Raw genomic sequence first — 22,025 nt, forward strand, 5'->3', positions numbered from 1 at the left:
GAACAGGATCGCGGCCGCGGCGAGGAGGCCGATCAGCTCGCTCGCGCCGCCGTCCGCGTCGGAGAAGACGTAGAAGAGGTTCCCGCCCATCTCGATGCGCAGGGGCAGCTCGGCGCGCAGCCGGTCGCCGAGATCGACGAGGGCGTCGAGGTCTTCGGCCGACAGCCGGCTCTGGTCGGGATACTGCACCCGGACGACCGCGATCCGCCCGTCGGCCGAGACAAGGCCGCCGCGCACGGCGGTGTCCCCGCCCGCGTCGAGCGCCCCCGCCGGGTCGCTCGTGCCGAGCACGTGCGGCAGCCGCTTCACCTCGGCCCGCAGCCGCGTGAGAGCGGTGCGCGCGCCGTCGTCGTCAAAGAACGTCGCACCGCCGTCGAGGGGGGTGACGACCACTTGGGCGGTCATCCCCTCCTGGCCGGTGCCGGCCCGCTCGATCAGTTCCGCGGCCCGTTGGGAGTCCAGCCCCGGAGCGGTCATCGAGTCCGCGGTCCGCCCGCCGAAGGCGACGGCGGCGAGGACGGCGAGCGTGGCGGCGATCAGCCATGCCGCGATCACCCGCCAGGGATGGCGGGCGGCGCTTGCGCCCAGGCGCAACAGGGCTTTCGAGAGCATCGGGTCCTCCAACCACCTCGTCGGCCGTCCTTGTACGGCCGACGATGCCGAGGTTCGTCGCCGCGGCGCTCCGCGGCATCGGCCCGCGGGCCGCGGATCCGTCGGCCGCGGGGCGGAGTGACGACCCGTCCTTTCGGCCGATGCGCGGCACGGCGCGGCCCCTAGGCTGAGAACCGTGCTGCGAGACGACCTGCGAACCCTGTGGACCGAACCCCGGCCGCCCGACGCGCCCGCCCGGGTGTGGCGGGACTGGGCGCTGCTGGCCGCGAGCCTGGGCGCTGTGGTGCTGGAGGCCACCCTGCGCGAGAACGTCGTGTGGCGGCCGGTGGCGGTGGTGTTCGCCGTATGGCTGTGCCTGCTGCCCCTGTGGCGCCGGACCCGCCCACTGGCGACGGTCACGCTGGCGTTCGGCTCGGTGATCCTGCTCCAGGTGGCCTCACTGGTCGCCGCACCGCGCGAGCCCGTCGGCCTGGACACCGGCGTGGTCGTGCTCGTGCTGGTGTATGCGCTGCCCCGGTGGGGATCGGGACGGGAGATCGTGCTGGGCAGCGCGGTGATCCTCACGGCCTTCGTGCTGGGGGTCATCGCGGACGACACTCCGGCCGCCGAACAGGTCGGGGGCTTCGTCTTCCTGTCGCTGCCCGGCTTGATCGGGGCCGCCGTGCGGTTCTGGGGGACCGCTCGCGAGCGGCAGTTGGAGCAGGTACGCTCTCGCGAGCGTGAGCAGCTCGCCCGGGAACTGCACGACACTGTGGCCCACCACGTTTCGGCCATGGTGATCAGCGCCCAGGCGGGCCGGGTGCTCGCGGGCACCGACCCGTCCGCCGCCGTCGAGGCGCTGGAGGGGGTCGAGGAGGAAGGGGCGCGCACGCTGGAGGAGATGCGCGCCATGGTCGCCGCGCTGCGCGACCGCGGGGCCGGCGCCGAGCTGGCGCCGCCTGCCGGCGTCGCGGATCTGGAGCGCCTGGTGCGCACCCCGGGTGGTCGCCTCAGGGTCGACCTGGGCCTCGACGGCGAACTGGACACGCTGCCCCCGGCCGTGGACGCGGCCGTCTACCGCATTGTGCAGGAGTCGGTGACCAACGCCATGCGCCATGCGGTCAACGCGACCGAGGTCGTCGTCCGGGTCACCGCGGAACGGCACACGGTACGGGTGAGCGTGCGCGACAACGGCCACCGCACCGGCCGAGGCCGTGCCGGATACGGACTCACCGGACTGCGCGAGCGCGCGACGCTGCTCGGCGGCACACTACAAGCCGGCCCCGGCGCCGACCAGGGCTGGCATGTCGAAGCCGAGCTGCCGAGAGGGAGGACCGAGAGCGGTGCCCATCCGCGTCCTCGTCGCTGACGACCAGACCATCATCCGCACCGGGCTGCGGATCATGCTGAACGCCCAGCCCGGCATCGAGGTGGTCGGCGAGGCCGCCGACGGACAGGAAGCGGTACGTCTGGCCCGCGAACTGCGCCCCGACGTCTGTCTGTTCGACATCCGCATGCCCGTGATCGACGGGCTCGAGGCCACCCGGTTGGTCGCAGGCCCGGGCGTCGCCGACCCGCTGGCCGTGGTCGTCATCACCACGTTCGACCTCGACGAGTACGTCTACGGCGCGCTGCGTGCCGGCGCCCGCGGATTCCTCCTCAAGGACACGGGACCGGACCTTCTGGCGCAGGCCGTACGGTCGGCGTCCGGCGGTGAGGCGCTCATCGCGCCCAGCGTCACCGTCCGTCTGCTCCAGGCATTCGCGGACCTGCCCGCCGGCCGGCCCGTGGCCCAGCCGGTCTCCCCCGTCACCGCCCGCGAGGAGCAGGTGCTCCTCGCCGTCGCTCGCGGGCTGACCAACACCGAGATCGCCGATGCCCTGCACATCAGCCTCAGCACGGTGAAGACGCATCTGGCCAGCCTGATGGCCAAACTCGGCGCCCGCAACCGGGTCGAGATCGCGATGTGGGCTTACGAAACGCGCCGTATCCTCCCCGGAACCTGAGCCGGGTGCCGGGCCATGTCCCATGAGTCCCGCCCGGACATCAGTGCACCGGCCGGACATCTGTGCACCGGCCGGACATCAGTGCACCGGCCGGCTCACGTCGGCTCCACGCGCCTCACCCGCCCGAGAGCGTGACGTGCCAGGAGGCCGGAACCGGGACGGTGAGACACCCGATACGACAAGACTCCCGACAGCTACCTCGCCGGTCTCCACCTGCACGCCTCGATGATCTGGATCAAAGACCTCACCAGGACCACCCGATGATCACAACTCGATACGCGCCCCAGTAGGCCGGCAGGATCTCACTGTCTGTCCTGGTCTTTCGCCGGGCGGCGGGAGTGTGGTGGGCGTCGAAACGATCGAGGGGCGGTCTCCGGGGGCCGCCCCTCGATCGTGCGACAACTCCGCCGGTAGTGACAGCGGCGGGGCAGCCTCCGAGGGTGACCACCGCCGAATTCGCCACCGGTGTCCCATGCGGGACGCCATCCGGCCACATCCCGCCGTCCTCCCTCGAAGCGCGGGTGGACGGCGGGTTCGGTCAACCAGCCGGCTCAGCCTCCGCAGCCACTGACCGAGAAGGAGGACACCGCGTTGTCGTAGAGGAACAGAAGTTCCTGCTTCCCGCCCGCCGGGATGCTGAAGTGGTAGCCGTTGTAGTCGGCATCGGTCCAGATGCAGACTTGACCGTCGCTGAGGTTCCACACCGAACTGGCCCGATCGTTCCACGCCCAACCGATGTTGGGGGTGTCCACCGGATAGAGCTGCACCATGTCGCCGGTGTTGTTGTGGCCGTCAAAGAGGCAGACCATACCTCCCATACAGGCGTCCTTGGGGCCGGCCGACGCGGTTCCCGGAGCCGTCAGTACGGCGGTGGAGGCGATGGCCGCCGCTAACACCGCGGTTTTGACTGTCAGTTTCATGAGTGTCCTTCCCGTTGTTGCCCTGGAAGCGCGGTCATGGTCGCCGCGTCCAGCTGTCGCTTCTCGAGGGCATCCGGTCGTAGGACCGTCCCCGCGCGCATGTGGTTCACCGAGATGACGTTGGTCACAGGGATTCGGGTGGGGCAGGGCGAGTGCCGGCATCAGGAATCTCCTGGTCAAGGGCAGGGCTCAGCAGGGGCGGGGCTCCGTGCGGTGCCCCGCCCCCAAGTCGGCGGGCTGTTGAGCCGGCGCCGGGTCGGTCAGGTGGTCGCGTGCAGCGGTGCGGCGGCGGGTGGTGCTGTCAGTCGACCGGTGCGGTGCAGGCCGTGAAGGGCGGCCGCGCAGGCCAGCCCGAGCGCGGCGAGCGTGATCCAGGGCAGCGCCGGCACACCGGCCGCGCGGGCCGCGTCGAGCGCGGCACCTGTGCCGAGGTTTCCGACGGTGATGCCGATGCCGCAGATCGTGTTGTAGAGGCCGTAGTGCGTGGCGACGAGGCGGTCCCCGCTGAGGCGGACGATGGTGTCCATCTCGAACGGGTAGGCGATCATCGTGCCCAAGGCGAGCAGTAGCGCGGCGAGTGTCGGCGGTACCGCTGCGAGCAGCCACAGCCCGATCCCGGAGGCCGGTACGGGGATCGCCGTGGCCAGCAGCAGGGGAACGAAGGCCAGGCCCATCGCCAGCAGCCCGCGCACGAGCGCCTGCCCGGCCTCATAGCGTGCCTTGCACCAGGCCGTCACCCGCGTCTGACCGAGGATGGTGCTCAGTCCGGAGACGGCGAACAGCACCGCCACCGCCGCCGTCCCGAACACGTCGTCTCCGCCGAGCCGGCGAACCTCCAGTGGCAGGGCCAGGTAGACCTGGAACGTCAGGACGTACGAGCCGATCATGGCGACGGAGAAGAGGAGGAAAGGCCGGTTGGCGAGGATGCCGCGCCACTGGGCGAGCACGCCGGGGCCTTCGCCGCTCCGCTGCCGCGTCGCGTCTTCGGCCCGCCGGGCGGGCAGCGCGCGGATCTGTACGACGCTGAGCAGCGCGAAGATCCCGGCAGCCACCAGGCAGGTGACGCGGAAGTCCACCCCGGTCAGCACCATGCCCACGAGCGGTCCCATCAGGATGCCGGCCTGGTAGAAGACGTTGAACAGGGCGAACGCCTCGACTCGGCGTTCCCCGGCGTCGGCTGCCAGGTACGCCCGTACGGCGGGGTTGAACAGCGCGCCGGCCAGCCCGGTGGCCGCCGAGGCGGCCAGCAGTGCGGGGAGTGAGTCCACCAGTCCGAGCGTCGCGAAGCCGAGGGTCCGCAGCACGCACCCGGCGACGATCATCGGCTTGTAGCCGAGCCGGTCGGCCATGGTCCCGCCCAGGAGGAACATGCCCTGCTGGCTGAAGTTCCGTACGCCGAGGACGAGTCCGACGATCCAGCCGGCCAGGCCGAGTGTGCCGGAGAGGTGGGCGGCCAGGTAGGGCATCAGCATGTAGAACCCGAGGTTGATGGTGAACTGGTTCACCATCAACAGCTGGACACTGCGTTCGTGGGACCGGGCCTGTGTGAACAGCCCCTTCACCGGTTCTCCTCCGTCGCTTCGGGCTCGACGCCCGGGACGTCCTCGGCGACGCCGAGCCGAGTTCCTTGCAGGGTGAGGGGATCGACCACGGTGGTGCACCGGGTCCAGGCGGTGACCTCCTTCTCGTCCAGGCGGCCGATCAGGTCGGGCTCGGGAGCCGGTGGCCCGTCCAGCAGGCCGTGGGCGGCGCAGTAGTCGTCGTCGTAGACCGTCCCCAGGTACCGCTGCGGGCCGTCGGGGAAGACGGCGACGATGCGTGCGTCCGCCGGCGTCGTCCGGGCCAGCCAGCCGGCCACGAGCGCGACGGCGCCCACGCTCCATCCGCCGGTGGCGTAGTGGGAGGCGGCCAGCTGCCGGCACGCCCACACGGCCTCGTGCGGGGCGACCCAATGCACCTCGGAGAAGTTGCCGTAGGCGACGTTGCGGGGGTAGATGCTGGAGCCGAGTCCGCGCATCAGGCGAGGCCGGGCGGGCTGACCGAAGATCGTGGAGCCGGTGGTGTCCACGCCGACGACGGTCAACTCGGGGTAGAGCTGCCGCAGGACCCGGGAGACACCGGCCGAGTGGCCTCCGGTGCCGACACTGCACACCAGCACGTCGATGTGGCCCATCTCGGAGGCGAGCTCAAGGGCCAGCGGCGTGTAGGCGGCGACGTTGTCCGGGTTGCTGTACTGGTCCGGGCACCAGGAATCAGGGTGCTGCTCCAGCAGCAGCTGCACGCGCTCACGGCGCGCTTGCTGCCAGCCACCCGTGGGGTGGGGCTCCGAGACGACGTTGACCTGGGCGCCGTACGCGGTCAGCAGCCGAGTCATGGACACCTCCAGCCCCGGGTCGGTGACCAGGGTGACCGGGTGGCCGTACACCATCCCGGCCAGCGCCAGTCCCAGACCCAGGGTGCCGCTGGTGGATTCGATGATCCGTCCGCCGGGCCGCAGGTCGCCACGGGCGCGGGCCCGCTCCACCATGTGCAGTCCCGGACGGTCCTTGATGCCGCCGGGGTTGAACCCCTCAAGCTTCGCCCAGAAGCCGCGCCCGGCCGGGGCCAGCGGCTCCGACACCCGCAGCAGCGGGGTGTTGCCCACCAGCCCGGACAGGGCCGACCGGCCGGGGGCAGCCGCGGTCTTGGTCAATGACTGCATGTCTGTTTCTTCACTCTCGCTCGATGAATGCACGGGTGCGGGTCATCTCGACCCCAGGGCGGCAGGGCGGATCACAGATCCACGTCCAGGCCCGGGGAGGCGGCGACCGACGAGGCTGGTCGACCGCGAGCGAGTGGTCTAGATCCGCCACCGGGACGTACGAACGAGCGCCGCGCGGCCGGTGCGCGCGCTGCGACGTCTGCGGATTTCATGCCGTACGACAGGTCCGACCACCGCCAGGGACACGGCGGCGAGGACGACGAGGGCCATCGCGGCGAGGGGAATGTCCTCATGCGACGGGGTCGCCGGTCGGAGGAGCACGTCCGATACGCAGTTCTCGACACCGTGAGGGGCATGGTGCCCATGAGCATCGCCGCTCACCGCCACGGCCGAAGAGGCGGCGGGAGGCGGCACCGCCCCGTGCACTGTGTCGGGCACACCGTGCAGGACGGCGCACAGCACGAGCGCCATGACGATCGTGCCGCGAAGCGTCGAGAGGAGTCGGAGCCATGGAAGTGAGCCGCGTGGCGTCCATGGAGCGCGAGCGGGCGTACGGGAAAAGGTCGGCACAGGTCCTCCGCGCTGCTACCGCTCTCCGACAACGGCGGAGGAAGGCCGCAGACATGGGTGGGATGGGACGGCATCGACGAACGTGACCGGCCCATCATGGGCACGGAAACCGAAGCTCGTCGCGCGTGATCAGCCGAACCGGTGACGACCGGCAGGCCGGTTGGAGGACTCTGTGCCTCTAGACCTGCCGCACCGCGGAAGCTGCTCTCAGAGCCGTGGGTGATGCCCCGTCAACGGACGCGCCGGCCACAGGTACGCGTACGGCCGATGCGTCCCCGGCACGACTCGATTCACGAACCGACGCTGCAAAGCAGGGCATTGCCGAGGCAGCACTCTGCTGAGGTTGTCCGGACGCGCACTGCTCCCCAGAATGTGACGGTTCGTGACCGCCACCGCCTTGGCGATCGTCCGCTGCCGCGACGAACGGCGGCGCGGAGTCCACGCCCGCATGGTGCGTGTTCTCGACCGGCGTCGCCGTGAGAACCATTGCACTGGTGGACAGGTGCCCCTCGGCACTCTCCACACATGCGCCGTGCGCCACCAGGACACCGAACAGGAGCACAGCCAAGGCCACCACGCGTAGCAACGGACCCGCACCGGAGCGGGACCCGCCTATGCACCGGGGCGACCAAGCCGTAACCATGCCGTGATCCTAGCGGCCTGTCGGCGGTGACCGGACCACCGATCCCGGAAGAGCGGGTCAACTCGCCAAGCTTATGGCTGGTTTGCTGCGGCGACTGTGCGGAGGGTCCCACCGGGCCCGGCGAGCGCCGTGCCTCGGCGTCCGTGTCGGCCTCGGTCTCGGCCTCGGCGGGTTCGGCCCGCGCCGGCTCCACAGTGTCCTCGACCACTGCGGCGGTGCGGGCCTCGACGTCGAAGGGGTGGAGCAGCCCCGAGAACTTCGCCCCCGCCGGCATGGAACCGCGGCTCGTGCTGCGGGACGCGATGGCTGCCGGCGCGGCGTTCACGGATCCGCTCGGTCAGGCTCCGGAGCCCTGGGCGGAAGCAACGGCTTCCGCCGCCTCCTGGAAGTCGGCGATGGCCCCGCCGTACTCCCTCGCCCAGTCGGTCAGGACCTCGATGGGCCCGACGAGGGTCCGGCCGAGGTCGGTGAGGCTGTACTCGACCCGCCGCGGCTCTTCGGCATGGCGCTCCACCAGGCCGTACCGCTGAAGGCGACGCAGTGCCTGAGTGAGGACCTTGCGCGAGACGCCGCCGATCAGGTCGACGAGTTCACCGTGCCTGCGAGGCCGCCGGCTGAGCCCGAAGAGCACGAGCACAGCCCATTTGTCGGAGATGATCTCGACCGCCAGCCGCGTGGGGCAGTCGGCGAGAAGGGCCGATCCGGACTCGTTCTGCATGAAGGTCGAAGGTACCAGGAGGTAACCGTCGGCTCCGTAACGTCTTTCGCAAGCAACGAAACCCATACCGGATTGCGGAGGATTCACCATGCCACGAGTTGTCGTGTTCGACGAGTTCGGCGGGCCGGATGTCCTGCACGTCGTCGAGGAGCCGGCCGTCGAGCCCGCCGTCGGCGAGGTTCGGGTCAGGATCGAGGCGTTCGCCGTCAACCCGCTCGACCAGATGATGCGTTCCGGCGCCTCCCCCGCGCCCGTCCCCCTGCCGCACGCGCGCCTCGGCGTCGAGGGGACCGGCGTCATCGACGCGCTGGGCCCCGGGACCAACGGCCTGAAGATCGGCGATCCGGTCATCCTCACAGCCGTTCCGGACGCGAGCACGAGGGGCAGCTACGCCGAGTACGTCACGCTCTCCGCGAGCCGGGTCGTCGCCCGGCCGGCCGGCCTCGGCATCACGGAGGCGGCCGCGGTCTGGGTCGCCTACTCCACCGCCTACGGCGCACTCGTGGAGAAGGCGAGGATGCGGCCCGGCGACCACGTCCTCGTCACTGCCGCGTCCGGCGGCGTCGGCCGGGCGGCGCTCCAGATCGCCCGGCAGATCGGCGCCGTGCCCATCGCCCTGACACGGCACACCGCGAGGACGGACGAGTTGCTCGCCGCCGGCGCCGCCGCGGTCATCGCCACCGACCAGGGGGACGTTGTCGAAGCCGCCCGACACCACACCGGTGGGACCGGCGCCGACATCGTCCTCGACATGGTCATGGGTCCTGGCCAGCAGGATCTGCTGAAGGCGGCCCGCCCCGGCGGCACTCTGGTCACCGCGGGCTTCCTCGACCCCCGGCCCACCCCCTTCCCGGGAGGCACACCGCTCACGATCTTCAGCTACCGGAGCTTCGAGCACACCCTCGACGCCGATGCGGTCAAGCGCATGGCGGCCTTCCTGAACGCCGGCCTCCGCCTCGGAGCACTACGGCCCGCCATCGACAAGGTGTTCGCCCTCGACGACGTCGTCGAGGCGCACCGCCACCTCGAAAAGGGGCTCCACGCCGGGAAGAAGATCGTCGTCGCGGTCTGACAATCGATGGCCCGCCTGGACGGTCGTGGCTGCGGCCCGGGCGGGCCTGGACCCATTTGGGCCTGGTCAAGTTGCTTGCGGCCGGGCACTTCGTGAAGCCCCTGACCTACGCCGGCCACCGGCGACCGGTCGCCCGGACGGGCGGACGCATGGCGACGTCCTTCTCGACCCGGCCCGCAGACTCGACGCGCGCGCCCAGGACGGCGCCGGCCGGTCGACGCTGCTCACACGCCGTGCGGCGCCTCGGCGGCGGCCCGGAGGAGGCGCGTCTCGGTGACTGTTCGGCGGGCGTTGACGGCCACGTGCATGGCGAGCGTGCGAACTGCTTCCAGGGCACGGTTCGTCGGCACGAAGCACTGCTGTTTCAGTCTGGCCATGCGCTGATGTGCGGTGATGAAGGGCCGGAGCCGGGCTTCCCGGGCGGCCAGTGCGCCGTCGAGGTCGTCGGGGTGTTCGGCGAGGGCACGGCCGAGTTCCACTCCGCCTCTCAGGGCGGCTGTGGTGCCCATGCCGGAGAACAGGGTCAGGCACCACGCCGCGTCGCCGGCGAGCACGACCCGGCCCGTGCTCCACCGCTCCATCTTCACCTGATGCACCGAGTCGAACAGGTGATCAGGGGTGGTGGGCAGCGCGTCCAGGACGTGCCGGACGGCGGGATGGTCCATGTCGTCGAACACCGCGCGCAGGCGCTCGGTACCGTCTCCGGTGAACTGCTCGTCGAGGGCTTTGGTGCAGTAGGTCAGCAGGGCGGTGGGCGCTCGGTCCGCGAGGCCGAACACCCACACCGCGCGCCCGGCGCGAGCACTGATGAGGCTGTCCTGCGCGCCGAACGACGGGGCCTGTTCGGGCAGCGCGAACGCGCAGACCATCGCGTTCCAGGTGGTCATGAACCGTGCGTGGGGGCCGAAGGTGAGGCCGCGCACGCTGGAGCGCAGCCCGTCCGCGCCGACGACCAGGTCGAAGGATTCGCGGTACCGGTTGCCGGTGGAGGCGTCGTCAAGCAGTACGTCCACCGCGGTGTCGTCCTCGACGATCTCCGCGGGCGCGGTGGCGAAGCGCACCTCGACGCCGTCATCACTGATCTGGTGCCAGAGCGCAACCTCGACGTCGCCGCGGACCATCGCTGTCGGCCGGCCCGGCAGGTCGAGCCAGCCCAGGGCGGGCCTGCGGTGACCTCGGTGGTTCAGTGACCAGGTGGTTCCGCGCTCGGGGTTGCGGGTGTCCAGGTTGTCCAGACCGAGGTCGGCGGCCGCTTTCATGCCCTCGGGCATCAGGTTGACGAAGTAACCGCCGGTGCGGCGCTGGGGCGACCGTTCGATGATCACCGGTGTCCATCCGGCCCGGCGCAACCCTAGGGCCGCGGACATTCCCGCGATGCCAAGGCCCACGGCCAACGCGCGTTTTCTCATGTTCACTCCTTGCACCGGTGCTGCCTGCCGGCAGGCAGCGGGAGAGTTGTCCGGGGTGAGCGACTGTCGGCGTCCGCCCCGGGCGGGGATCGGGCGGCCGGGCGGTTGCGTCATGGGACGAAGACGAGGCGCTCGCCGGACCGGTCGGTCCACGCTTGCGTGATCTGGGCGAGGGGCACGGCCCGTGCCTGGACGTCGAGGGCACCTTCCGTGACCGCTGCGGCGAGCTCCGGCAGTTCGGCGATGAAGTCACGGGGCGAGACCGAGCCGATGCCGCTGCCCAGAATGTGCAGCCGGGCCGCGCGCAGCGCTGCGGAAGGGATCGGCGCGGTCTCGCCTGCGATGGATCCGATCTGGATCCAGGCCAGTGGGATCGAGCGGTCGGTGCGGGCGGTGAGGATCGGGAGCATGGCCTCAGCCGCTGGTGCCCCCCACACGAAATCCAGGACGACGTCGACGTCGGCGGCGGCATGGACCTCGTCGAAGGAGATGACCTGGTCCGCGCCGAGGCCGGGCAGGCTCTTGCGGCGGGTGATGTCGCGGCCGGCCGCGATGATCCGTGCGGCACCGAACCGCTTGGCGATCTGGATCGCCATCCTTCCGGCACTGCCGGTGGCACCCAGGATGAGGACGCGCTGGCCTTCCTGGAAGGCGATGCGGCGGCGCAGCGCGACCCAGGAGGACATGCCCGGGTTCATCGCGGCCGCGATCCGGACCGGGTCGATGCCCTCCGGCAGGAGCACGCTGCGGCGCACGTCGATCACGGTGCGCTCGGCGAATGTGCCGAACGCCGTGTCGTCCAGGGCGGCATAGCGAAGGCGGCCCGTCGCATCGCGTACGACGGCGTCCACGCCGGGCACGAGCGGGAGGGTGCCGGTGCTGGAGTAGTGCGAGCCGTTCGCCTTCGCCCGGGTCAGGTGGTGCAGGCCTGCGGCAAGGACCTCCACGACGATGTCGTGCTCGCCGGTGGCGGCCGGATCGGGGTACTCGCCGTAGATCGGCGGGGTGTCGTACGACGTGAGGACAGCGGCGCGCATGAGGAGGTCTCCCGATTTTTGGTTTGTATTGCCAATCGATTCCAGGGTTGTTGGTGATACAAACAATGTCAAGTAGGGTGGTGCCCATGACCTCCGAGGAGTCCGCAGACGCCCTGGTGGACGGACTCGTCCGCAGCGCGTTCCAGATCATGGGCGTGCTCACCCGCATCGGCGCCGAGCACGACCTCTCGCTCACTCAGCTACGGGTCCTCGGGATCCTCCGCGACCAGCGCCCCCGCATGAGCGACCTGGCAGCGCTGCTGGGGCTGGACAAGTCGACCCTGTCCGGCCTCATCGACCGTGCCGAACGGCGAGGACTCCTGGCCCGCAGCGCCAATCCGGACGACAAGCGCGTCGTCGACGTCGTCATCACGGACGCCGGCCGCGAACTCGCCGGGAGGCTGTACCAGGACGTCCAGAACGCCCTGGCACCGGCGACCGGCCGACTCGACGCACCACAGCGCCGGCAACTCGCGGAGTTGCTCGAACCCGTCCTCACCCCGCCCTTGACACTCACACCGCGCCCCGCCGTCCAGGGCTGAGCCACCCCGCACGCTCGAAGACGCATCCGCCCGGCACCGCGGCGTACCCTCGCCTCCTCGGGCGTGGGGCAAGGCGAGCAACGGTCGACGGGCCCGCCGACGAGGCGCCGCCTGATGCTGTTGTCATGCCGAGTCGGGCGTCCCCGCGCCGACGAGCGGCCTCCAACGCCACTCGCGTGTGCGGGAACAGGGCCGTGCTGCGTCGGCGCAGTCGCCGCCCGCGGCCTGAACCTCCCGGGCCGCTTGCGAACCGCCTCCAGACCCTCCAGCACCACGATGTCGGCAGCGTCGTACAGCATGCCTGCCCACTCGCGAAGCCCCCTCAGGAGTCCGGCAGATCTCCACAGCCTACGAGGAGTCCAAGAAAACACCAGGTCAGAGCCTCTTGGGCTTCGTGGATGTCGTCGCGTCGTTCCCGGCGGATCCGCAGACGACAAAGGCCGTTCAGCCCGGCGATCCTCTCGACCGCCCGCCGAAAACGCCGAGACCGCCAACGCGCGGTGGGCGAGTACCAGCCGCTCGCGTCGGCGCAGGATGCGCGCGAGCGGCACAGAACCGCCGTCCTCCCCCGCCTGCACCTGTCCGGCATGCCGCGAACCACTCCGGAATCCTGCTCGCGGGCCGGGCCTTGTCGACCGGGCCCGCGCCGTCTCAGAGTCCGCCGGTGTACAGCAGCTGGTTCGGCGTGCCGGCGCTGACGGAGGTGAGGACGTCCTTGGTGGACTCCTCGTTCAGGAACCTGGCGATGTCCGCCGGGGTCTCGTCCGGGTGAGCCTGCTGGTAGAGGGCGGCGACACCGGTGACGTGCGGAGCGGCCATGGACGTGCCGGTCAGGGCGACGCTGCCGCCGCCCAGGCGCGCGGAGACGATCTCCTGGCCGGGGGCGTAGAGGGAGACGCACCGGCCCCAGTTGGAGAAGCCGGTCTGCTGGTCGTCACGGTTGCTCGCCGCCACGGCGACCACGCGGGTGGCCGAGGCGGGCGAGATGGCGCAGGCGTCCTCGGACGAGTTGCCCGCCGCGAAGACCGGCAGGACACCCGCGTCGGAGAGGGCGTCGGCGGCGTTGTTGAGGGCCTCGGACTTCGGGCCGCCGAGGGAGCCGTTGAGCACGGCGGGCCGCTGGGCGTTCCGCGCCACCCAGTCCATGCCCGCGATCATCCCGGCGTAGGTGCCGATGCCGTCGCAGCCGAGGACGCGCACGGCCACCAGGCTCGCCTCGCCGGCCACGCCGTACGTGGATCCGGCGACGGTGCCCGCGACGTGCGTGCCGTGGCCGTTGCAGTCCTGGCCGCGCCGGGTCGCGGCGTCCGGCATCGCGTCGTAGCCGAACCTGGCGCGCCCGCCGAACTCGGTGTGCGCGTAGTCGATGCCGGTGTCGAGGATGTACGCGGTCACCCCGGCACCGCTGCCGCCTACGGTGAAGTCCTCGTTCAGCGGCAGCAGCCGCTGGTCGATGCGGTCCAGGCCCCAGGAAGAGGACGGTGCCCTGGTCGCACCGGGCGTTGACGGCATGGGTGCGGACGCCACTTTCGTGTCCTCCTCGACCGCCTTCACCCCGGGACTCACCCGCACCGCCTCCAGCTGGAGCGCAGTGAGCGGTGCCGCGAAGCCGTTGAGGGCGGAGGAGTAGACGTGCCTCGGCGCCAGGCCGAGCCGGCGCGCCAGCTCGGCCGCGTCCACGCCCGTGTCGAGGGTGACGATGTACTCGCCGGGCACGGCGTCGGCCGAGGTCCGCAGCGGTGCCGGGGTCGGCTCCGGCGCGTCCGCGGAGGAAGCCGTGCCGGCGGTGACGACCGGGGTGAGGGCGATGAGGGCGGCGGCGGTGGCGACACGTGCGATCAGACGCATGGAAGGGAACTCCCGAAGACAAGGACGGTAGGGCGGAGCGGCCCCCGTACGACGCCGAGAACACGCTCCGGAGGCCGACCGTCCACTTCATCGGCACGCTCCCGGACCGCACTTGAATCCATCGGTCCGCTTGGCCCAGCAGACCGGCAGCGCCCTCCGGCGAGTCTCCGCACTCATCGGGGAATGGATCCTTCCCGTTTGACGCCCGGGCCCCGCCACCTGCCTGCCGGAACCGTCCACGGGCCGACCCGGCAGGTTCACCCCCACGGGGAACGGCGGGAACGGCACACACGGGTGTGAAGCCCTCGTCCGGCAGCTGTGAGCTTGCCCTGATCCTCCTCGTCGTCGCGGTCGTCCTCGGGATCACGAAGCTGCCCGAGCTGACGCGTTCGGCGGCCGGAGCCGCCGGATCTTCAAGAGCGAGGCGAAGGCTCTGAACCAACAGGACGCCCCCGGTGGTCTTGCCGGAGCGGGGCCGACAGCGCAGGACAGAACTGGACACGTCGACGCCCGACGGGTAGACAAGCGTGCGAAGCCTCTAATGGAGACGGTTCTCTTGGTCGAAAGCCCATCCACCAGGGGCTTCACCACATTTGTCAGCCCAACCGCCCTGCCCCTGTCCTTGCGGCGGGCTGGAAGGAGCTCATGTGCTTCCCCGCCCTCCTGGTTGACACCCGTTCGCTCCCGGTAAAGGTCCATAGATCCGTGAATGCTTCAGACCCGCACGTCAGCGCCTTCGCCGAGATCTTCGGCGATCCGCCGGCCGACTACGCCGTACCTGTCGACTGGGCGGCAGTCGAGTCCTGGTTGGGGACGAGCCTGCCCGCCGACTACAAGGCCATCGCCGCCGCGTACGGCCCGCTCGACATCGGCGCCTGGCTCTGGCTTCACACGCCATGCGTCAACCGCGGTTGGTTCGACTATGGGGCCTGGATCCAGCAGACTCGGCGTGACGCCCCCGGCGTCCTTCCCTTCGGCGCCACCCGCACCGCCGATACCCTCTACTGGGACACCACAGCATCGGACGACCCCGACCAGTGGCCGGTCGTCATGCACTGTCAGGACGACGAGAACGCGGGTCGCGACCCCTGGCGGCGCTTTACGACCCCGCTCGTGCCGACGCTGGCTGGGCTCGTGGCCGACGGCATGCGCCCGGTGGCCGCCCGGAGCGGCATGCACACCGACCTGGAGCGCACCCCGTGGACACCGCCGCCTCGGCGACCGGAGCCAACCCCTCAGCAGCGGACGGCGCTTGCCACGGGCAGCGGGCTGGAGACTTTGATCGCGCTCGTCCCGGCGCCGGAGACACCCGCGCTCGGTAAGCACAACTGGGACTGGCTGTACGAACGGCTGGGTACACGTCTGCCCGGCGAGTACGTACGACTGATGGAGCGGTACGGGGCCGGCTCCTGGTGCGGCTGGCTGCGCTTCAACATCCCTTTCGGCGAGGACCGGTACGCGCTCGCACCGTGGGCCGAGTGGTACGCGGAGACCTACCAGGGGCAGCGAGCCGAGTTCCCTGAATATCATCCCCTGGCTGTCCATCCCGAGTCCGGGGGATTCCTGCCCTTCGCCAACTCCATCGACGGCGACCAACTGTGCTGGCTGACCGAAGGTGCCACGCCGGACGACTGGCCGTTGATCGTTGTACCGCGCCATGCCGACCAAGGCCCACCGCTCAACACCGACCTCACCAAAACCCTGCTGGAGTGGCTGCGCGGCCGGTTCGCGACCGAGGGCCTGCCCCCGCTCGGACGCCGCGACGAGGACCCCCTCGACTACATCGCATTCGAGCCCCACGACGCAGCAGCAGCCGCTGATGACCACTGATTCAGCGCCGCACCGGTCGAGTTCGAGGTAGGCAGCCGACACCAAATGTCCACGGCACAGCTGCCCGCGCGACGCTGCGGGCCTCACAACCGGAGAGCCGTGAGGCCCGCAGCGGGTACGCCCGCTCCTGCGTGGGCGTCGGGAGTCGAGTCGCGCCCGGTCAGTCGGCCGGTGTCAACGCGACCTCGGCGCTGCCCGAGAGTGACGGCAGGCCGTCCGGGGGTGAGTCCTGGTAGGTGGCGTTGAAGACCGCCTTCAGGCCGTCCGCACCGGAGTGGCCGCCGTCCACGAACGTCTGGAACGATCCGGAGCAGCCGTTGCTCGACGACAGCGGGTGGCCGTGCGAGTCATGGCCGAGGATGAACGAGACGGTGACCTTCGAGCAGTCCACCGGCTGGTCGTCGGTGACGTAGACCTGCCAGGTGACCGTGTCGCCCCAGTGGAACACCGCGCCGCCGTGCGGAGCCGGGTCGGTGGTGAGCGAGACGACCGGCGCCTTGTTGCCGACCACGATGGGCACGGACGCGGAGGCCGAGCGTCCGGTGCTGTCGGTGACCTTCAGAGTGGCGTCGAAGACAGCGTTCCTGGTGAAGGTGTACGTCGGGTTCGCCTCCCTGGAGTCCACGGTGCCGTCGGCGTCGAAGTCCCAGGCGTAGCGCAGGGCGTCACCGTCGGCGTCCTTCGTGCCGGCGCTGGAGAACCGGACCGTCAGCGGGCCGGTGCCGTTGAGCACGTCCGCGGCGACCTGGGGCTCCGGGGTGCGGTTGCCCCGCGTGAAGTCGATGCGGGAGAGCTGGGCCTCGGGCAGCTCCGCGAAGTACCCGGTGCCGTACTCGAGGACGTACAGCGCGCCGTCCGGGCCGAACTCGGCGTCGATCGGACCGTCCGTCGTGATCGAGGGGATCGCGTCCTCGATCTTCCGCACCTCGTTCCTGCCGCCGAGGGTGATGGCCTTGACCTGGTCGCGGGTCCACTCGTAGAAGAGCGGCTTGCCGTCGAAGTACGCGGGCCAGCGGTTCTCGGCGGTGTTCCGCTTGTCGTAGCGGTAGGCCGGGCCTCCCATGGGTCCGATGCCGCCCGTGCCGAGTTCGGGGAACGTGTCGGAGGCGCCGTAGCCGTAGACGATCTCCGCGTCCGTGACCGGGGGCAGCACACTGCGGCCGGTGTTGTGACGCGAGTCGTTGACCGGCTTGGCGCAGTCGAACGCCCCGCTCGACGTCTGGGTGGCGAAGTCGTGGTCCTGGTACGGCAGGTCCCGGGTCACGCAGAACGGCCAGCCGTAGTTGGCGGGGCGGTCGATGACCATCCAGCGCCCCTGGCCGGCCGGGCCGCGGTCGGGGTTGGCGTTGTTGGCGTCGGGCGAGTAGTCGCCGAGGTAGACCTCGCCGGTCCTGTCGTCCACGGCGAAGCGGAACGGGTTGCGCAGGCCCATGGCGTAGATCTCTGGACGGGTCCTGGGAGTGCCCGGCGCGAAGAGGTTGCCCTTCGGGACGACGTATCCGCCGTCGCGCCCGACCTTGATGCGCAGGACCTTGCCGCGCAGGTCGTCGGTGTTGCCCGCGGTGCGCCGCGCGTCGTAGGCCGGATTGCGGCCGGGGCGGTCGTCGAGCGGGGCGTAGCCGTCCGAGGCGAACGGGTTGGTGTCGTCGCCGGTCGACAGGAAGAGGTTGCCCTTGCCGTCGAAGTCGATCTTGCCGCCGACGTGGCAGCAGATGCCGCGGTCGGCCGGTACGTCGAGGATCTTCTGCTCGGTGGCGTAGGCGAGCTTGTTGCCCACGAGTTTGAACCGCGACAGCCGGGTGACCCCCTTGTACGCGGCGAATTCCTCGGCCGTGCCGAACTGCGGTGCGTCCCCTTCGTTGACGCCCGCGGTGGCCGGGTCGTCCATGGGGGTGTCGAGGCGGGGCGAGTAGTAGAGGTAGACCCAGTGGTTCTTGGCGAAGCCGGGGTCGACGGCGATGCCCTGCACGCCCTCCTCGTCGTGCTGGTAGAGCCCGGCGGGGCTCTTCTTCAGGTCGGCGGCGAGGAAGTTGACACCGCTCTTCGGGTCGTGGATCCGGACCTCTCCGGTGCGCGCCGTGTGCAGCACCCGCCGGTCGGGCAGGACGGCGAGGGCCATGGGTTCGCCGGGGCGGTCGTTGAGGGTGACCTTCTGGAAGTCCGACGCGGCCGGCGGCACGGGGGCCGAGGGGGTGGCTTGGGCTGCGGGGAGGGGCAGGAGCCCGACGGCTCCGGCCAAGGCAGCCGCCCCCACGAGGGCGGCGATCCGTCTGTTGCGCACTCAGAACTCCTTCGCGGGTGAATGGCCAGGCGCACCGGGCGGGTGTGGGGCGCCGGAGCGCGCCTGGCCTGCATGCCGGGTGACGTCGTGTCAGTTGCAGGCGCGGAGGGCGGCGAGGTTGTCGTAGCCGACCCGGGCGAACTCCAGGGACTGGCCGGGCGCGCTCGTGCTCGGCGCGTTGTCCTGCTCGACCATCGGGTTGCGGTGGTTCTTCGCACCCACCCGGGTGAAGAACCTCCGGTAGTCGATGTCGCCCGTGCCGAACGGCACCATGTCGTAGCCGAGGCCGCTCTGGGGGTTGACGACGCCGTCCTTGGCGTGGAAGAGCGGGAAGCGGTCGGTGTTGCGGACCACGAGTGCCGCCGGGTCGAAGACTCGCTCGCGCGACGAGCCGTCATGGGCGGTGTACGTGTGGAACTTGTACTGGGCCACGTGCGCCCAGAAGACGTCCAGCTCCAGGTGGACGCTCTTGCGGTCCGTCACCTTCAGGAAGTACTCCAGCTTCCGGATGCCGGAGCTGCGGGTCGGCCGGCCCTGGGCGTCGAGCGGGCCGCCGTCGAGCAGGAAGTCGTAGGCGCTGTCGTGGTTGTGGGTGTAGAGCTTGACGCCCTCGCGGCGGGCGATGGCGCCCAAGGTGTTCCACTTCTCGGCGGCGACGTCCCAGTCCGCGCGGTAGGGGGTGCCGACGGGGTCGGCGCCCGTGCCCATGTGCTCCATGCCGAGGATGTTGGCTATCTCCAGCCAGCGCTTGAAGGTGTCCAGGTCGGACGGGGTGAGCGGCCAGGACGCCGGGATGAAGCCGTGGCTGCCCTGGGCCCGCAGGCCGTACGTGTCGAGCCAGGAGCGCAGCAGCTTCGCGCCCTTGACGGTGCCCAGGTCGGCGCCGCCGGGCGCGCTCGCGTGCTGGCCGTATCCGGCGAACTCCACCTGGCGGTAGCCGAAGCGCGACAGCTGCTCGAACACCTCGCGGAAGCCGGAGGGCAGGTCGGAGGCCAGCGGGTCACGGCCGACCGCGTCACGGACGGTGTAGAGGATGATGCCGCGCTTGTGCGGCGGAACCAGAGCGGAGCGGCCCCGGTCACCGCCGGCGGCTTCCGCTCTGTCCTGCGCCACGGCGGGTGCGGCGCCGAAGACGGGGGCGGCGATCGCCGCGGCGGTGGCGGCCGTGCAGGTGCTGAGGAAACGGCGGCGGCTCACGCCGAGGGCGCGGCGCAGGGCGTCGCCGGTGACGGTCTCGTCGTTGAAGGCGGTCACAGGGGTTCTCTCTTTCGTCGTCACGGTGCTGCGGGTGTCTGGCGGCGGCCGCCTCAGGAGAGGCCGGCGAGTCGCAGGAGCAGGGACTTCACTTCGGTGGCCGCCACGCGGCCGGATACTGCGCGGGGGGTGGAGACCAGGACGAGCGGACCTTCTTCGTCGCTCGTGGGGAGGCGGCCGTGGCTGCCGCGTACGGGTGAGGGGTCGAGGGGGACGACGGCGAGCCGGTAGCGCATGCCGAGCTTCTTCCGGGCCACCGCCTTGGCCGCCTTGAGCCGTGCGTAGGGATCTTCGGGATCCACGAACAGCTCGGCGGGGTCGTAGCCGGGTTTGCGGTGGATCTCGACGAGCTGGGCGAAGTCGGGGGCGCGGGCGTCGTCGAGCCAGTAGTAGTACGTGAACCAGGCGTCCGGTGCGGCGAGCGCGACCAGGTCGCCGGAACGCGGGTGATCGAGTCCGTTCGCCTTCTTGCCGTCGTCGTCGAGGATCTCGTCGATGCCCGGCAGGTCCTTCAGCGCCTCTCGGGTGGCCGGCAGGTCCTCGGTCCGGCGGACGTAGACGTGCGCCAGCTGATGGTCGGCGACGGCGAAGGCGCGGGACGTCATCGGGTCGAGGTACTCCATGCCGTCCTGGGTGTGGACCTCCAGGAGTCCGGCCCGCCGCAGGGCGCGGTTGATGTCGACGGGACGGCTGACGCGGGTGATGCCGTACTCGGACAGGGCCACGACCGTGCGGCCCTCGGCGCGGGCGTCCGCCAGCAACGGGCCGATGACGGCGTCGAGTTCGGCGGCTGCGCGGTGGGAGCGGGGATCGTCGGGGCCGTACCGCTGAAGGTCGTAGTCGAGATGCGGGAGGTAGCACAGGGTCAGGTCGGGCCGGCGGGTGCGCAGGACGTGGCGGGTCGCGTCGGCGATCCACCGGCTGGAGACGATGTCCGCGCCCGGTCCCCAGAAGTGGAAGAGCGGGAAGGTGCCCAATCGCGCGGTGAGTTCGTCGTGCAGGGCTGCCGGGCGGGTGTAGCAGTCGGGTTCCTTGCGGCCGTCGGCGTAGTAGATCGGGCGGGGGGTGACGGTGATGTCGGTGTCGGCGCCCATGGCGTACCACCAGCAGATGTTGGCGACCGTGTAACCGGGGTGGGCGCGGCGGGCGGTGTCCCAGAGCTTGTCCCCGGCGACCAGGCCGTTGTGCTGGCGCCACAGCAGTACGTCGCCGAGTTCGCGGAAGTACCAGCCGTTGCCGACGATGCCGTGTTCGTCGGGGAGGGTGCCGGTGAGGAAGGTCGACTGGGCGGTGCACGTGACGGCCGGGAGCACGGTGGTCAGGGTGGCCTGCGAGCCGGAGGCCGCCAGCGCCTTGAGGTGGGGCATGTGGTCCAGGAGACGGGGGGTGAGGCCGACCACGTCGAGGACCAGGAGTGGTAAGGGACGGGTGCTCATGGCAGCTCCTTCAGGCCGAGGCCGATGAGCAGGTCGCGGGCGAGGGTCAGTTCGGCGGCGATGCCCTCGACGAGCTGAGTCCTGGTGCGGGGGCGCAGTCCGGGCGGGAGGGCCTGCCAGGTGTAGGTCTCGACCTCGAGATGGCGGGTGCGCGGCCGCTCGCCTCCCACCAGATGGGCCAGGGCCTCCTGGAGCACGTGCAGCGTGGAGGTGAGGGGTGGGGCGGGCGGGGCGTGCAGGGGGACGTGGAAGTGGGCGCGCCAGGGTGCGTCGTCGGGCAGGGCGTCGCCGGCCAGCGCCTCGCCGAGGTCGTCGGTGCCGCGCAGTCCGTCGGGGGTGAGGGTGCGGGTCTGGTGCAGGAAGCGGGGTTCGGCGAAGGCGGCGAGGGCGTCGCGGACCTCCGGCCGACGGGGTTCCTCGGCGTGCAGGGCCGCGGACAGCTGCGCCTTGGGGATGCCGACGCCGGCCGCCTCGAGCGCGGCCAGTGCCGTTCCCGGGTCCTCGAAGGACGTGGCGAGATGGCAGGTGTCGACGCAGACGCCGATACGGTCGCCGGGCAGGGCGGTCAGCGGTCCGATCGCGTCCGCGGTGGTCTCCACCGTGCACCCTGGCTCGGGTTCGAGGGCGATACGGATCGATTTGCCGGTCAGTTCCTCCAGCGCGTCGAGCCGCCCCGACAGCGTCGTCAGTGCCGCACGGGCGGTGGCGGCGGCGTGCTCGTCGAAGTCGGTGCGCCAGGCGAGCGGGAGGGTGGAGACGGTCCCCTCGGTGACGTCGTCCGGGAGGAGCGCGGTCAGGAGCCGGGCCAGGTCGGTGGTGTGCGCGAGGCGTACGGGGTCGGTCCAGTCGGGCCGGTAGACGCGGTACTTGACCTCCTCGGCGCCGAACCCCTCGTAGGGGAAGCCGTTCAGCGTGACTGCTTCGAGGCCGCGCCGGTCCAGCTCGGCCCGTAGTTTCCGCAACGCCACCGGGTCGCTGATCAGCGCGCGTGCGGCGCCCTTGGCGAGCCACAGGCCGATGCCGAGGCGGTCGCGTCCCAGGCATTTGCGGACCGGCTCGCAGTGGTCGCGCAGTTGTGCGAGAACACCGTCGAGGGTTTCGGCGGGGTGGACGTTGGTGCAGTAGGCGACGTGGACGGTGGAGCCGTCGGGGTGCCGGAAGCGCATG

18 protein-coding genes are annotated in these 22,025 nt (G+C 70.9%); 6 read left to right on the forward strand and 12 right to left on the reverse strand.

Translation table 11 applies throughout. The features are described from left to right. The coding region (locus IE275_RS39345; protein WP_189717498.1) for an MMPL family transporter at positions 1–612 on the reverse strand (612 nt) is incomplete at its 3' end. Between the two features lie 175 nt (positions 613–787). Between IE275_RS39345 and IE275_RS39350 the strand changes: the two genes are divergently transcribed. Next, the gene (locus IE275_RS39350) at positions 788–1,960 is read left to right on the forward strand and encodes a sensor histidine kinase (RefSeq protein WP_189717499.1); all 1,173 of its coding nucleotides are present in this window, start codon (positions 788–790) and stop codon (positions 1,958–1,960) included. Then, positions 1,935–2,597 carry a response regulator gene (locus tag IE275_RS39355; protein WP_189717500.1) on the forward strand — a complete coding sequence of 221 codons (663 nt, stop codon included), beginning with the start codon at positions 1,935–1,937 and terminating at the stop codon, positions 2,595–2,597. Before IE275_RS39350 ends, IE275_RS39355 begins: the two co-directional genes overlap by 26 nt. Before the next feature lie 551 nt (positions 2,598–3,148). Here IE275_RS39355 and IE275_RS39360 read toward each other — a convergent pair. From IE275_RS39360 to IE275_RS39375, 4 genes are all read right to left on the reverse strand, one after another. After that, a complete protein-coding gene (locus tag IE275_RS39360) occupies positions 3,149–3,517 on the reverse strand; it encodes a peptidase inhibitor family I36 protein (protein WP_189717501.1) in 369 nt (122 codons plus the stop codon). Positions 3,518–3,777: 260 nt separating this feature from the next. Then, positions 3,778–5,079 (reverse strand): MFS transporter, encoded by a 1,302-nt coding sequence (locus IE275_RS39365; RefSeq protein WP_189717502.1) that lies wholly within the window; start codon positions 5,077–5,079, stop codon positions 3,778–3,780. Then, positions 5,076–6,218: a PLP-dependent cysteine synthase family protein gene (locus IE275_RS39370; RefSeq protein WP_189717503.1), complete on the reverse strand. Its 1,143-nt coding sequence runs from the start codon at positions 6,216–6,218 to the stop codon at positions 5,076–5,078. The genes IE275_RS39365 and IE275_RS39370 overlap by 4 nt, the downstream gene beginning before the upstream one ends. Before the next feature lie 1,550 nt (positions 6,219–7,768). Then, positions 7,769–8,149, reverse strand: a complete 381-nt coding sequence (locus IE275_RS39375; protein ID WP_189717504.1) for a winged helix-turn-helix transcriptional regulator — start codon at positions 8,147–8,149, stop codon at positions 7,769–7,771. Between the two features lie 88 nt (positions 8,150–8,237). Between IE275_RS39375 and IE275_RS39380 the strand changes: the two genes are divergently transcribed. Further along, positions 8,238–9,221 (forward strand): zinc-dependent alcohol dehydrogenase family protein, encoded by a 984-nt coding sequence (locus IE275_RS39380; protein WP_189717505.1) that lies wholly within the window; start codon positions 8,238–8,240, stop codon positions 9,219–9,221. Positions 9,222–9,445: 224 nt separating this feature from the next. Here IE275_RS39380 and IE275_RS39385 read toward each other — a convergent pair whose 3' ends face one another. Together IE275_RS39385 and IE275_RS39390 are read right to left on the reverse strand one after the other, a co-directional pair. Continuing rightward, complete coding sequence (locus IE275_RS39385; RefSeq protein WP_189717506.1) at positions 9,446–10,630, reverse strand: FAD-dependent monooxygenase; 1,185 nt, start codon at positions 10,628–10,630, stop codon at positions 9,446–9,448. Between the two features lie 110 nt (positions 10,631–10,740). Then, positions 10,741–11,667: a quinone oxidoreductase family protein gene (locus IE275_RS39390; protein ID WP_189717507.1), complete on the reverse strand. Its 927-nt coding sequence runs from the start codon at positions 11,665–11,667 to the stop codon at positions 10,741–10,743. Between the two features lie 86 nt (positions 11,668–11,753). Here IE275_RS39390 and IE275_RS39395 point away from each other — a divergent pair, with 86 nt between their 5' ends. Continuing rightward, positions 11,754–12,209, forward strand: a complete 456-nt coding sequence (locus IE275_RS39395) for a MarR family winged helix-turn-helix transcriptional regulator (protein ID WP_189717508.1) — start codon at positions 11,754–11,756, stop codon at positions 12,207–12,209. Between the two features lie 651 nt (positions 12,210–12,860). Here IE275_RS39395 and IE275_RS39400 read toward each other — a convergent pair. Further along, positions 12,861–14,057 (reverse strand): S8 family peptidase, encoded by a 1,197-nt coding sequence (locus IE275_RS39400; protein WP_189717509.1) that lies wholly within the window; start codon positions 14,055–14,057, stop codon positions 12,861–12,863. 296 nt (positions 14,058–14,353) lie between these two features. Here IE275_RS39400 and IE275_RS47340 point away from each other — a divergent pair, with 296 nt between their 5' ends. Then, a complete protein-coding gene (locus IE275_RS47340; RefSeq protein ID WP_373299373.1) occupies positions 14,354–14,494 on the forward strand; it encodes a twin-arginine translocase TatA/TatE family subunit in 141 nt (46 codons plus the stop codon). 268 nt (positions 14,495–14,762) lie between these two features. After that, complete coding sequence (locus tag IE275_RS39405) at positions 14,763–15,887, forward strand: SMI1/KNR4 family protein (protein ID WP_189717510.1); 1,125 nt, start codon at positions 14,763–14,765, stop codon at positions 15,885–15,887. Between the two features lie 160 nt (positions 15,888–16,047). Here IE275_RS39405 and IE275_RS39410 read toward each other — a convergent pair whose 3' ends face one another. The 4 genes from IE275_RS39410 to eboE form a co-directional block, all read right to left on the reverse strand. Next, positions 16,048–18,168, reverse strand: coding sequence for a PQQ-dependent sugar dehydrogenase (locus IE275_RS39410; RefSeq protein WP_189717511.1), 2,121 nt, complete (start codon positions 18,166–18,168; stop codon positions 16,048–16,050). Positions 18,169–18,258: 90 nt separating this feature from the next. Continuing rightward, positions 18,259–19,422, reverse strand: a complete 1,164-nt coding sequence (locus tag IE275_RS39415) for a sugar phosphate isomerase/epimerase family protein (protein WP_189717512.1) — start codon at positions 19,420–19,422, stop codon at positions 18,259–18,261. A gap of 53 nt (positions 19,423–19,475) precedes the next feature. Beyond that, positions 19,476–20,858 carry an alkaline phosphatase family protein gene (locus IE275_RS39420; protein ID WP_189717513.1) on the reverse strand — a complete coding sequence of 461 codons (1,383 nt, stop codon included), beginning with the start codon at positions 20,856–20,858 and terminating at the stop codon, positions 19,476–19,478. Continuing rightward, positions 20,855–22,024 (reverse strand): metabolite traffic protein EboE, encoded by a 1,170-nt coding sequence (eboE, locus tag IE275_RS39425; protein WP_189717514.1) that lies wholly within the window; start codon positions 22,022–22,024, stop codon positions 20,855–20,857. The genes IE275_RS39420 and eboE overlap by 4 nt, the downstream gene beginning before the upstream one ends. Position 22,025: the final 1 nt, after the last annotated feature.

It is taken from the genome of Streptomyces phaeofaciens, assembly GCF_014648915.1.
In the GTDB taxonomy this organism is placed as follows: domain Bacteria; phylum Actinomycetota; class Actinomycetes; order Streptomycetales; family Streptomycetaceae; genus Streptomyces; species Streptomyces phaeofaciens.